Origin of the sequence: Lentilitoribacter sp. EG35 (genome assembly GCF_040784015.1) — a bacterium.
GTDB lineage: Bacteria > Pseudomonadota > Alphaproteobacteria > Rhizobiales > Rhizobiaceae > Lentilitoribacter.
Window position 1 is genome coordinate 258009 of record NZ_JBFNGQ010000003.1, and the last position, 12922, is coordinate 270930.

General features: G+C 45.1%; 11 protein-coding genes and 1 pseudogene. 6 read left to right on the forward strand and 6 right to left on the reverse strand.

The window, feature by feature from the left end:
- Positions 1-410: 410 nt before the first annotated feature.
- From ppx to AB2J24_RS07620, 4 genes and pseudogenes are all read right to left on the reverse strand, one after another.
- Positions 411-1931, reverse strand: a complete 1521-nt coding sequence (ppx, locus tag AB2J24_RS07605) for an exopolyphosphatase (protein WP_367385035.1) — start codon at positions 1929-1931, stop codon at positions 411-413.
- Positions 1932-1970: 39 nt separating this feature from the next.
- A pseudogene (locus AB2J24_RS07610) lies at positions 1971-4085 on the reverse strand (RNA degradosome polyphosphate kinase); the annotation flags it as partial.
- A 189-nt stretch (positions 4086-4274) separates the two neighbouring features.
- A complete protein-coding gene (gene hdaA / locus AB2J24_RS07615) occupies positions 4275-4976 on the reverse strand; it encodes a DnaA regulatory inactivator HdaA (RefSeq protein WP_367385037.1) in 702 nt (233 codons plus the stop codon).
- A 27-nt stretch (positions 4977-5003) separates the two neighbouring features.
- Positions 5004-6134, reverse strand: a complete 1131-nt coding sequence (locus AB2J24_RS07620) for an AI-2E family transporter (protein WP_162651728.1) — start codon at positions 6132-6134, stop codon at positions 5004-5006.
- A gap of 241 nt (positions 6135-6375) precedes the next feature.
- Here AB2J24_RS07620 and purM point away from each other — a divergent pair, with 241 nt between their 5' ends.
- From purM to AB2J24_RS07640, 4 genes are all read left to right on the forward strand, one after another.
- Positions 6376-7452 (forward strand): phosphoribosylformylglycinamidine cyclo-ligase, encoded by a 1077-nt coding sequence (purM, locus tag AB2J24_RS07625; protein ID WP_367385038.1) that lies wholly within the window; start codon positions 6376-6378, stop codon positions 7450-7452.
- Between the two features lie 29 nt (positions 7453-7481).
- On the forward strand, positions 7482-8147 hold the full coding sequence (gene purN / locus AB2J24_RS07630) for a phosphoribosylglycinamide formyltransferase (protein WP_367385039.1): 666 nt from the start codon (positions 7482-7484) through the stop codon (positions 8145-8147).
- Positions 8148-8326: 179 nt separating this feature from the next.
- Positions 8327-9274, forward strand: a complete 948-nt coding sequence (locus AB2J24_RS07635; protein ID WP_367385040.1) for a pirin family protein — start codon at positions 8327-8329, stop codon at positions 9272-9274.
- A 14-nt stretch (positions 9275-9288) separates the two neighbouring features.
- The gene (locus tag AB2J24_RS07640) at positions 9289-9567 is read left to right on the forward strand and encodes a GNAT family N-acetyltransferase (RefSeq protein WP_367385041.1); all 279 of its coding nucleotides are present in this window, start codon (positions 9289-9291) and stop codon (positions 9565-9567) included.
- Between the two features lie 107 nt (positions 9568-9674).
- On the opposite strand, the gene AB2J24_RS07645 is transcribed toward AB2J24_RS07640, so the two are convergent.
- Positions 9675-10106, reverse strand: a complete 432-nt coding sequence (locus AB2J24_RS07645) for a glyoxalase superfamily protein (protein WP_162651732.1) — start codon at positions 10104-10106, stop codon at positions 9675-9677.
- 195 nt (positions 10107-10301) lie between these two features.
- On the opposite strand from AB2J24_RS07645, the gene AB2J24_RS07650 reads away from it, so the two are divergent.
- Positions 10302-10847, forward strand: coding sequence for a GNAT family N-acetyltransferase (locus AB2J24_RS07650; RefSeq protein ID WP_367385042.1), 546 nt, complete (start codon positions 10302-10304; stop codon positions 10845-10847).
- A 51-nt stretch (positions 10848-10898) separates the two neighbouring features.
- Here AB2J24_RS07650 and AB2J24_RS07655 read toward each other — a convergent pair whose 3' ends face one another.
- Positions 10899-11879, reverse strand: a complete 981-nt coding sequence (locus AB2J24_RS07655) for a sterol desaturase family protein (RefSeq protein WP_367385043.1) — start codon at positions 11877-11879, stop codon at positions 10899-10901.
- Between the two features lie 105 nt (positions 11880-11984).
- On the opposite strand from AB2J24_RS07655, the gene AB2J24_RS07660 reads away from it, so the two are divergent.
- Positions 11985-12908 carry a LysR family transcriptional regulator gene (locus AB2J24_RS07660; RefSeq protein WP_367385044.1) on the forward strand — a complete coding sequence of 308 codons (924 nt, stop codon included), beginning with the start codon at positions 11985-11987 and terminating at the stop codon, positions 12906-12908.
- The last annotated feature ends 14 nt before the right edge of the window (positions 12909-12922 follow it).

A 12922-nucleotide genomic window follows, 5' to 3' on the forward strand; every position in this document is an offset into this window, starting at 1 on the left:
AACGACTTAAGGCCAAAGTTAACAGTACTCAGCGATGCTAAAATTCACGCAAAGATTATGATCAGCTTTGACAGCTCAGACAGTTCAGACAGTTCACTCGGCGCGGCGCAATAATTTGCTACCATTTTGTTCCACCAACACAACAATCAAAACATCTGTTGCCAATATGTTTTTGATTTACTGATTATTTACCGATTGCACCTATTTTTCGCTGGAGTCCTTAGATACCACCGACGTGAAACAACATTAAAAAACTCAGATAAGCCTTTCAAATAATTATACCTTTATAAAGGCACGTACATTTTCGTGCAACACTTTATCTGATACATTATGAATCTGAATCTATTTGTTAGAAAATTAAGCTAAGCTATTTATTTATATCAGTAATAATCTAAACAATACATATTTAGCTAGATGATCTTAATTTCAATTTTTTTATCAACCAATCTTTCCAATTGTGCTATTCGATTGGCAAGGCGCTCGCCCAAAAAGTCGCTCATATTCTTTGGAACACACAGATAGATATCTGCATCGCTTTTCTTATCTGCAAGTTTGAACATCAGCTTGGGGATCGCGCCCTGCACGGAAGCTGAAAACAGATACAAAACACGCAAGATCGCGCCGAGCAACTTTGCTCTGAAAACAAAATCCGGCGTCGCAACATCTATGAGGCTGCGCGACACGCCATCATCAGAAAGCCCTTCATATCGGTAGTAATTCGTCAGCGCGATATATACTCTTCCCGGATGCGAGACACTCGCAAATGATCCGTTGGAGATGATGTTAAGTGCCTGAAGCCCGCGGTAATCAGGGTGCGCACGCCAGCTAATATCAGCCAGATAACATGCAGCAGCGCGATAGCGAGAATTCTCTTTGTTCTCTTTTATTCCAAAAACCGGAAATGCACTTTCAGTAAAATCAACGAGTTCTTGTGCATGGATGGGAGAGCGAGCACGGAGGATTGAAAATTCTCGCGACACTTCCAACAAAGGGTCTAGGTCAGCATTTTTCTTATCAAGCAAAGAGTAGAGATATCCTTCGCGAACGCCCTGCGCTGAAAAAGCAATTCGCTCCGGTTTCATTCGCTTTAAAACTTCTTGCATTGTCAAAGCGCCGAAGGGCATCAAGTTTCGTCGATTTTTGGAAACAGCTCTGAGCGTATCCTTCTCAAACTCATCAAGAGCGAGAACATCATCGAGAAAGTCCATCATCTCGGAATATCCGATTTCATAGCCTTGCATCATATGCATGGGATAATCTGTCGCTTCCATATGCAACTTCGCGATAGCTCGCCATGTTCCGCCTACGGCATAAAACTGTCGTCCCTTTCCGGCTGATAACAAATCAACCTTCGATATATGCGATTTTGCAATTTTGCGAGCTTTGTCCAAATCCCCACCAGATTCATCTTGCAACCGCAAGCCACCAAGCGGGAGTGTTATACCTTTTTGATCCTTCTTATTGATATCGACCAATTCAAGAGATCCGCCACCCAGATCGCCTACGATGCCATCAGGATTATAAACTCCGCTTATCACACCAAGGGAGGCGAACTTTGCTTCTTCCTCACCGGTCAGGACTTTAAGTTTGCATTTGAGCGCTGCTTCCGCATCTTTGATGAAGGCAGGCCCATTTGTTGCGTCGCGTGCAGCGGCAGTTGCTAAAACGTGAACGTCTTCTGCGCCAACTTGATCGCATAATCTTCTAAATCGATAGAGTGTCTTAATTGCGCGCTCAACGCCTTCTGGGTCCATCTGACCGGTCGTTGCCACACCTTTGCCAAGTCCGCACAGTGCTTTTTCATTAAACAGAATATTAGGGGAACGCAAAAGGCCTTCGTATATAACCAAGCGAACAGAATTCGACCCGATATCAACTACAGCAACGGGTCTTATCCCGGGCAAGCGCCCTTGAGCTTCCGATTCAACCATTCAAAACTAGTAACTTAATGATTTCAATCTGCCAAGAGTTTAATGATTGCGTTCTGCCAGGAGGCTTGCAATACGCTTTGGTGCACTAGACTTAAGCGCGTCTCCGCGGCCCGAAAGGCTTGGATTCGTCATAAAATATTCCTGTGCATTAAATGGTTCTTCGCCCGGCTTCACCTCCATCCGCTTCGACGTACCATCAGACAAGATCTCATATGATTGCTGATTATCACTTAGATTCGCCAACATAATTTGCGAAACAACCTGTTCATGAACAGTCTCATTGGTCACGGAAACAAATGTTTCAACACGGCGATCTAGGTTGCGTGGCATGAAATCTGCCGATCCGAAGAATACAATTGAATTCTCCGATGGCATAGCATTACCGTTGCCAAAGCAGATAATGCGACTGTGCTCTAAGAAGCGCCCAACGATGGATTTGACCCGAATACGGTCCGATAGCCCAGGCACCTGCGGGCGCAAGCAGCAAATACCGCGGATAACCAAATCGATCTCAACGCCCTGCTGACTGGCATGATAAAAAGCATCAATGATATCAGGATCGACCAATGAATTCATCTTTGCCCATATTGCGGCAGGCCTGCCAGCTTTGGCATGCTCTACTTCGACCTCAATATGTTTCAAAATTGTCGGGCGCATGGTTCGAGGCGATACAGCAAGACGCGTGACGCCTTCAGGCTCACCATAACCTGTAATATAATTAAACACTTGACCAACATCATGACCAATTTCAGGATCACAAGTAAAGTAAGAAAGATCGGTGTAAATTTTTGCTGTAATGGAATGGTAATTACCAGTACCGAGATGACAATATGAGGTCAATTTGCCTTCTTCCTTACGCACCACCAGCGACATCTTAGCGTGGGTTTTAAGTTCCACAAAACCAAATACTACTTGCACGCCTGCTCGCTCGAGGTCTCGCGCCCAGCGGATATTTGCCTCTTCATCAAACCGTGCTTTAAGTTCGACAAGCGCGGTCACAGATTTGCCAAGCTCAGCTGCATCCATCAATGCGCGTACGATTGGGCTGTTGTTTGACGTTCGATAGAGTGTTTGCTTGATGGCAAGCACATCAGGATCACGCGCAGCTTGGCGCAAGAACTGCACAACCACATCAAAACTCTCATAGGGGTGATGGATCACCAGATCTTTTTCACGAATGGCAGCAAAGCAATCCCCACCATGTTCACGAACACGCTCAGGAAAACGGGCATTATATTCATGAAATAGTAGATCGGGTCGTTTGATTTTCGTAAGTTCTGAAATCGTGTTAAGCGCCAACAATCCGCCAAGTACGGCTACGCCGTCTTCTCGCACATCCAGCTCGTGTATCACGAATTCGCGCAAGCTCTCCGGCATTTCATCATCAAATTCGACACGGATAACCGACCCACGACGACGACGCTTAAGTGCGCTCTCAAAATAACGCACCAAGTCTTCAGCCTCTTCCTCAATCTCGATATCACTGTCACGAATAATGCGGAAAGTACCGGCACCATAAATATCATACCCCGGGAATAGACGTGTGATAAACTGACTGACGACATCTTCAATTGTAATAAAACGGGTTAGGCCATCCGACGATGGAAGGCGAATAAACCGGTTCAATGCTGTGGGCAGGCGCAACAACGCGATAAGCTGCTCTTGATCAACTTTCCGCACCAAGCGTAAACACATAGAAAACCCTAAGTTCGGGATAAAGGGAAACGGGTGAGCCGGATCAATTGCAAGCGGGGTCAAAACAGGAAAGATTGATTCCAAAAATTCATTTTCAAGCCATTTGGTATCTTCAGCACTCAGATTATCGGGCCTGACAATCCAGATATTCTCGGCTTCCATAAGCTTTCGCAACTCGGCAAGCGAGGCATGCTGGCTGTTTTGCAGCTCGCACGTGACGGAAAAGACTTTATCAAGCTGTTCTTGTGCGGTGAAACCATCTGGTGATGGCACTTGGATATTTTCACGAACTTGACCCTCAAGACCAGCCACACGCACCATGAAAAACTCATCAAGGTTCGCAGCGGAGATCGATAGAAAACGCAAACGTTCAAGAAGCGGGTGCGCCTCATTAAAAGATTCTTCAAGCACACGGTGATTGAACTGTAACCATGAAAACTCACGATTAATGAAACGCGACTGATCTTCAAACCACTCAGCACCAACTTGTGTTGCGTTGTCCAATTCGTCTTTTGTCGTTTCTTTGTTCATATTCCCGCCACTAATAAATTTAAACTCGCACATCGCACTGTAGGATGTTTGACCGACCATCGGATGCGCATAACAGACGAACATGTCATCTCAATGACAATATAGAATTATGCTTGACTATTCCATATCCGTTTCATGTAATTCAAATTCTGCCAACACATCAGCGGCAATTGAGCGGCTGACGGGGACTTTCTTAGAAAGAGCCAAATGATCCATTCGCTCTACAATTTTTTGTGCAACAGCAAGCGATCGCTCCATACGCAAAACTAGGTAATTTACAATTTTTTCGTCAATTTCAATCTGTCTATCGGCGAACAATTTGAAAATGACTTGTGTAAGCAACGCCTCGTCTGGCTCGCCTATTTCTACAACAGTTGCAGATCGAATGCGCGATGAGAGGTCAGGCAATTTGATCGACCATGATGACGGCCAGGATCGTGATGTAATAAGAATGCTTGATTGTGCTTCCTTAACAGCGTTTAGCAGATGAAAAAACTTTGTTTCATCAATGCCTTGCCTATCCAAATCTTCCAGCAGGATCGGGCTTTGTTTGCTGAGTGTAACTATCTCGTCTGTCGTAGCCGAAAACTCAACTTCCTGCGCACCCGCTTTCTCGCGCCAAACATGGGCAATATGAGATTTTCCAGACCCTGTTGGTCCTGCCAAAATTACGATGTGCGACGGCCAATTTGGCCATAGGTCAAGTACCGAAACGGCAGCTTTCACTGAAGCCGTTTCGATCAAATCATCGCGTCCCTTCGATGAAGAGATGTCAAAGGATAATGGTATTTGATTAGGCGTATCTTTAACCAAGAGCAAACCGCTTTTTGGGGTTAGTAAGTAGCTTTAAGAAGCGCTTGATTCAGCATCTGAATCCGCTTCTTGTATTTCTTTATCAGCTTGATCACCTTTGTAAAGATCGCTGTCGAGATAACGTTCCAGTGCAAACCGAACCAAAACGCCCACTGCCGCTGCTGCGGGAACCGCAATCAACATACCCACAAAGCCAAATAATGCCGCAAATGCAAGCAACGCAAACATTAACCAAACAGGATGCAAACCAACACGCTCGCCCACAAGTTTTGGCTGTAGAATATTGCCTTCCAGAAACTGCCCTGCAAAGAAGATCGCAGCAACAACCAAAACCATTATATAATCAGGCCAGAATTGAACGAGTGCAACGCCCACTGACAGAACCAGACCAACTATTGACCCAACATAGGGTATGAAGCTAATCAGCCCGGCAAATAATCCAATCAACAGCCCAAAGTTAAGATCAGCCAGTGACAGCGCCACGGCATAAAAAATGCCAAGAATTATACATAAACTGCCCTGCCCGCGAACAAATCCAGCGATCGCATAATCCATCTTCCCTGCAAGTTCCCGCACGGTTGTCACATGATCACGCGGTATCCAGCTATCAACCTTTTCCATCATGTCATCCCAATCAAGCAACAGATAGAAAGCAACAACCGGTGTGATTACAAAGAGCGATGCGATATCAACCAGGGCTTTACCTGAATTCCATATCTGCTGGAATAGTTTGCTTAAAAAACCCGCGCCTTGAGCAAGCGCGGAGGAAAGATTTTCCTTGATTGTCACTGCTTGGGAGGAAATCCACTCTGGTAACAACCCGCTTTCCGATGTTATTAGCTCCTGCAAGCTGACAGCATATGCTGGCAATCGTTCAATAAATTCAGATGCTTGGGTTACTAAAACCGGAATGATAACCATCAATGAGAGCAAAAACAGCAATACAAAAACGGCAAGGATAGAGGCAGTTGCCCAAAGTCGTGAGAAGCCCCAAGTCTCCAATTTGTCAGCGACCGGGTCAAGAAAATACGCTAGCGCCATACCCACGATGAAAGGAAGGAGGACGGAGCTAAAAACGACAAGAAACAGTATAAAAACCGAAAGCGCAATCATCCAAAAGATCGCTTGTCTACGGATTGTCTGAGCCGAAATATGGGTAACCACGTCTATGTCTCCAATTATTCAGCGCAAGCTCTACAAATTACTTTCCGCTGTTACATTATGCTATGCATTCAAATCATTTGTTGAATATATAGGGCTTGTTTATGCAATAGCAAAGCTTATTGAAATACCAGATGGAAACGTGCGGTTAAAAAGAACCTTGAATTATAGGCTCAAAAGCTTGCGCTATTGGCATTTGCATGTCATCTGAACCTCATAATGACATGGATAGGGATCTAACGTTGTGACTGACAAGAAAAATGGCCTGACCTATAGTGATGCTGGCGTTGATATCGATGCTGGCAATAATATGGTTGAAAAAATCAAGCCGTTGGTAAAATCAACACGTCGCTCTGGTGCTGATGGCGAAATTGGTGGTTTCGGCGGTCTGTTTGACCTCAAGGCCGCTGGATTTAAAGACCCTCTCCTTGTGGCTGCAAATGATGGTGTAGGCACAAAACTTCGTGTCGCCATCGAAGCAGGTGAACATAAAACAGTTGGCATTGATCTTGTTGCGATGTGCGTCAATGATCTGGTTGTGCAAGGCGCTGAACCTCTTCTTTTTCTTGATTATTTCGCAACGGGAAAACTTGATCCTGAACAGGGATACGACATTGTATCCGGTATTGCTAAAGGGTGCCAGGATGCTGGCTGTGCCTTAATCGGTGGTGAAACGGCTGAGATGCCGGGCATGTACCACGGCAATGATTATGATCTTGCAGGCTTTGCCGTTGGCGCTTGCGAACGTGGTGAATTACTGCCAAGCGAGGAATTGCAGGAAGGCGATGTTCTGTTGGGTCTTGCCTCTTCCGGCGTTCATTCAAACGGATTTTCGCTCGTGCGCCGAATTGTTGAAATGAGCGGGCTTGCCTATAGCGATGCAGCACCATTTGGCAACACCTCCGATGAACAGCATACTTTAGGTCAAGCATTGCTTGAGCCGACAAAAATATACGTCAAACCACTGCTAGAAGCGATCAAAACGACAGGCCACGTCAAAGCTATGGCGCACATTACCGGTGGTGGCTTCCCAGAAAATATTCCGCGGGTTTTGCCAGATAATTTGGCAGCGAACATCGATCTATCGGCCATCAATGTACCTCCAGTCTTTTCATGGCTATCAAAAACAGGCGGTGTTGAAGCCAATGAAATGCTGCGCACATTTAACTGCGGCATAGGCATGATTGTTGTTGCAACAGCAGAACACGCAGATGACGTTACGCTAGCACTTGAAGATACAGGGGAAAGCGTAACAAAACTTGGCACGATTACCGCACGTCAAGATAAAGGCGTCGTCTATAACGGCACACTCAAGCTTTAATTATCAGCGCAAACGAGGACGCAACGGTAATGGTCAATCAAAGTGACAAGAACAAAAAAATTGGCATTTTGATCTCTGGCGGCGGCACAAATATGCAAGCGCTGGCACAAGCCTGCCTTGAAGCCGACTACCCTGCCGAGGTCAAACTCGTTATATCTGATAAAGCAGATGCTGGAGGGTTAGCGCGCGCTGAAAAACTGGGTATTAAAGCAATTGCCATCCCTCGCAAAGACTTTGACAGCAAGGCCGCACACGAGACTGCGATCCTTACAGCGCTTGGTGACGCCAATCTCGATTTTTTATGTCTTGCCGGGTATATGCGACTTTTATCGGAAGATTTCATCAAAGTCTGGCAGGGTCGGATGATAAATATTCACCCTTCGATACTGCCTCTATTTGCCGGACTTAATACACATCAGCGTGCGATTGATGCAGGTTGCCGCGTTCATGGTTGCTCGGTTCATTTTGTGACAGCGGGAATGGATGAAGGTCCGATTATCAGCCAAGCCATTGTGCCAATTCTGCCAGATGACAATGCAGATACACTTGCCGCACGGGTCATCAAAGTTGAACATCAATTATATCCAAGATGCCTTAAACTCTTAGCAAGTAGCGACGTAAAGATGGATGATCATGAACGTGCTATCTTTGGTAAAAATATCAAAATAGATGCTGATCAACAGTTGATTTCTTAACTCACCTCCGTCACGAAAGTTGCGCACTACGCAATAAAACTCATACTTTTTCTGTATATCGACATTAAACCGGACTATTGTTTCAATTTTTGCACTAAACAATATTAGTTTTGCATAATTGACCGTGGCTGTATCAAGTCCTTATTATTCTTCCATCATGATCAGCAAAGGAATGGATGATGAGTTGGAACCCCGCACTTGAACCGCATTGCCCCACCACCGAGAATGCCGACAGTATTGAGACAATCATCGTTCCACGCACACGCGATATCGGCGAGTTTGAAGTACGGCGCGCGCTTCCGGCAGCTGGTCGACGAATGGTCGGACCATTCGTATTTTTTGATCAGGTTGGGCCGGCAGAATTTCTAACAGGACAAGGTATTGATGTGCGCCCTCACCCGCATATCGGCCTTGCAACGGTGACCTATCTTTTTGATGGTGAATTCCAGCATCGCGACAGCCTTGGCACAAACCAGATGATCAAACCTGGTGAGGTTAATTGGATGGTATCTGGCAACGGCGTCACACATTCTGAACGGACCAGTGAAGCGACCCGTCTTGGAAAATCAAACCTATTTGGTATCCAAACATGGGTTGGATTACCCGAACAACACGAAGATGATCCAGCAAGTTTTGAACACCAGCCAGAAGACGCGCTCCCCCTCTTGCAAAGCGAGGGTAAAGAAGTTCGCCTTATTTTAGGCGATGCATGGGGTGAACACGCACCAGTTTCAACCTTTTCAGAGATGTTTTACGCTGACGCAATACTCGAACCACATGCGCAAATCCCGTTACCTGACAATCATGAAGATCGCGGTTTGTTTATAGTATCCGGCAGCGTGGAGGTGGCAGGACAAAGTTTTGAAAAAGGCCAGATGATGGTGTTTAGACCGCAAGATAAAATCACCATCAAAGCAGGATTAATTGGCGCGCGATTTATTCTGCTAGGTGGCGAAACACTTAATGGCCCCCGACATATCTGGTGGAATTTTGTATCCTCTTCGAAAGACAAGATAGAAGCTGCAAAACAAGCATGGATAGAAGGGGCTAAAAATGGATATAGTGGAGAAGGACGTTTTCGATTACCACCCGGTGATGATCAAGAATTCATTCCCATTACGATCTAGTTACAGGAAATAATATGGAAATCACACTTGAAGAAAACGGCACAAATGGACGATATGTGCATGTTTTTGATGATGGTTCAGAAGCAGAACTTAATTTTCAACTTCGTCATAATGTAATGGTTATTAATCATGTTGGTGTTCCTACCCAGCATCGCAATCATGGTCTCGCAGCAAAACTGGTGAAAAAGGCGATAGAAGATGCAAAGGAAAAACAGTTAAAAGTTCAACCTGTCTGCCCCTATGCCGCGGCTCAGTTTCGCCGCCATCCCGAATGGTCTGATCTTCTACAATAGACCGACATATTCCTACAACATCGTAGTAAAACGCCGAGCACTATGTGTTACTGAATAAATGTCAAAGCCTCTCCGATTTCTCAGAGAGGCTTCATTTTGGTTTATTATCACATTTGCAAAATCATATGCGGTTGACCATCAGAGGTTTTATCACTGCTCTGACCATTGTCATTGAGCGTAACGTTAACTCTTGATCTAAAATTGCTCATACCTTCAAATTTCACCACATCAACGGGCACATCAAATTTGATAGTAAGCCCATAGCGATTTTCCTTTGATAGCTTCTGCAAGCCAACAATTTCGCCTTCAAATGCCTGTCCCAGATAGGTTCCGCGAACCGCATCGCCAAGTGCATACGGTACAGGCGCACTGTTACCTGCAATGGCATGTAGCGTATTCCAATCTCGATAACCAAGCTGATTAGCAAGCGTTTCCAATGACTTGCTATGGGATATAACATGACCTTCACTCGCCAAAGAACGGCGTAAGGCTTTAGCCTGAGTTTTCAATTCGTCTATTGTGTAATGCTGATTATGCATTTCATACCTCTTTCAAGTATGACAGAAAAAGCTGGTGCTCGCATTGCCAACGGACTGTCCAAATTTGAAAGTCGGTTGCATATTAGATACTGAACTTCACCATGGCATAAACCAGCGAGCGGCAGGCATCAGCGACCCTACAATTGCTAAATAGGTTATGTTAAGATGGATATCAAGGGGTAGGGATTTCTGAAAATGAATAAAGAGATCATTGAAACAAAGCGGTTGCGATTGAGACGGTGGCAGAAGGGTGATTTGATTTACCTCGTTCCATTACTGACTGATGTCGATGTCATGAAATTTAGCGCCCATGGCCCGCTTCGCCCTACAGAACTAGAAACATGGCTCCAGAACACAATTGCACAAACATCTGCCAAAACCTCTCTTGGAATGCGGGCTATTGAGCGCAAATCAGACAATATTGTGATCGGATATGTCAATATTTCAAAGGATTTAGATAGAATAGAACCGGGTGATGTTGAACTGGGGTTACGCTTAGCCAAAGAATATTGGCAACGCGGACATGCTTATGAGGCGGCAACCGCAATGATTAATCTAGCCTTCGAAGATAAGACCATTTCAAGGGTCGTTGGAATTGTTGACCCAAGTAATGTGACATCAATCAACTGGCTCAAAAAACTAGGGATGACATTCGAGCGCGACATAGAGTTCGAAGGTTACGACCATCCCGACCATCTGTATACCATGTCGGCCATAGCCCCGTCCTTACCTACATCCTAAAAATATCTCAATTGACGTTCTACAGATCTCTTCTAGGTAATCCTGCTACTTTTACTTACTCATGAACTGTTTTCGCCGCTCCTTCATACGATCATTTGCAGCCGATGTTCCATCATGGAATGACCCGAATAATTTGTCCCATGGTATTTCCAGTGAACCATAATTACACTCGAAATAACGATGATGCATCTGGTGATGAAATGTACCAAGTTTCAATCGATTTTCATCTTTAATAACAAGACCTTCGAACCCGGTGTGGGTTGTTGCTGCCGTAAGCGAATAATACTGCAAATGAAAAAGAATATGTACCGGGTGGGCGGCTACGATCCAATGGATAAAGACTGTTCCAAAATAGATGATATGTTCGACCGGATGCATGGACAGTCCAGACCAAGGCCCGACATTAATATTTCGGTGATGCAGAGAATGGACGTGTTTATATAAAAAAGGCACGTGCAACAGTCGGTGAATCCAGTAGAAATAAAAACTTTCCCAAACCGGGATCAATAAGAACAAAACCACAAACCAGACAGGATGATCTGCCCACATCAGCATCGGCGCATAGCCATTGGCCATGGCCCAGAACATGAGCACTTCATAAGCTGTCCAGACCAACACTCCACTACCCAATGTCCAAAACATATTGTCTTTAATCTGACCACCCAAAGTAAATTGCTTACCGTCTTTCATCAGGGGTCGTGGATCATATTTCAACCGCTGCCCCTGTTTGGTGAAAGTGTAGAAATATAAGTGCAGTCCACCTGCAACAAGCGACATCAAAACCAAATTTCGGATGTACATTTCAGCGATCCACCCGATCGCGAGTGTCCTGACGTCCTCTATCGGTGGCTGAAACCAATAGAAAGATACAAATGCTATCCCGACGATAATCAGTTTTTCCGTAATCAAAAACCAGGAATTCCAAACCCAGGTCATCATATCTAGTGGTCTGAGCGGCCACGCGAAGAATGGAGATACTTTTATTGGAACAGCGGGAACATGGTTCCAGCCTTTCAAAGGTTCGTTAGACATAAGATCACCTCAAGCTTGAATTGCCTTGCAAACAAATTTGACAGATTAGCATTCATATGAAAAACAGTTTATTTGCTGTAATTAAATCTGAAAATCAGAGGTAAAATGTTGATATCACTTAGAGCCATGGAGTATTTTACCGCTGTTATACGTCACGGCAGCATTGCCAAAGCCGCTGTTGAGTTGAATATTGCAGCATCTGCGGTATCCACAGCGATAGATCAGGTTGAAGCTTCTTTTGACCTAACGCTGATCACACGGCAGCGTTCTCGCGGTATTAAAGCAAATGCAAACGGGCTAGCAGTTGCTCGAAAATTCGAACGATTATTGGAAGATTATCGATCTGTAATTGCAGAAGGCGCCGACCTGAAACAGGCACTAAGCGGTAATTTACGCATAGGCTACTATGCGCCGATTGCACCAGCATTTTTACCAAAAATCCTGTCATCATTCGTGCCGAAAACCAACGACATCTCACTCGACATTGAGGAGTGTGATAATGATAGCGCTCAAAACGGACTGCTAAATGGTCAATATGATGTTATCTTGTTTGTCAGCGAAGGTGCCCGCCCCTCGATTGAATTTGACATATTGGTTGAAGCGCCAGCTTATTGCCTTCTGTACGAATCTCACTCATTGGCGACAAGAAGCAGCGTCACTATAGCTGAGATTGCACGCGAGCCACTTGTCGTTTTAAAACGTCCTGTCGCGTCAACCTACTATCAAAATCTATTTGATGAACTTGGCCACGATCCCAAGATCGCTGCTTATGCAAATTCGACCGAGATGGTTCGCAGTCTTGTGGGAGCTGAACATGGATGCGCCATACTTAACATGCTTCCGCAAACAGCAACCAGCTATGCCGGAGACAGGCTTGTTGGTTTGCCAATTTCCGACCCTTTGCCAGATTTATCTCTGGCAATTGGATATGATAAAACACGACCTCGCCGACTGGTGCAGCATTTCGTCGAAGCTTGTCGAAAGCATTTTTCAATTGCTGGACCAGAACGCTGTACCGTTGAGAGCTAATAAGCATTTACCGC

Bases quoted from the DNA above. Each gene is read 5' to 3' on its own strand.
- ppx (WP_367385035.1), bottom strand. From the start codon at position 1,931: ATGGTTGAATCGGAAGCTCAAGGGCGCTTGCCCGGGATAAGACCCGTT.
- purN (WP_367385039.1), top strand. From the start codon at position 7,482: ATGGTCAATCAAAGTGACAAGAACAAAAAAATTGGCATTTTGATCTCT.
- AB2J24_RS07635 (WP_367385040.1), top strand. From the start codon at position 8,327: ATGAGTTGGAACCCCGCACTTGAACCGCATTGCCCCACCACCGAGAAT.
- AB2J24_RS07640 (WP_367385041.1), top strand. From the start codon at position 9,289: ATGGAAATCACACTTGAAGAAAACGGCACAAATGGACGATATGTGCAT.
- AB2J24_RS07645 (WP_162651732.1), bottom strand. From the start codon at position 10,106: ATGCATAATCAGCATTACACAATAGACGAATTGAAAACTCAGGCTAAA.
- AB2J24_RS07650 (WP_367385042.1), top strand. From the start codon at position 10,302: ATGAATAAAGAGATCATTGAAACAAAGCGGTTGCGATTGAGACGGTGG.
- AB2J24_RS07655 (WP_367385043.1), bottom strand. From the start codon at position 11,879: ATGTCTAACGAACCTTTGAAAGGCTGGAACCATGTTCCCGCTGTTCCA.
- AB2J24_RS07660 (WP_367385044.1), top strand. From the start codon at position 11,985: ATGTTGATATCACTTAGAGCCATGGAGTATTTTACCGCTGTTATACGT.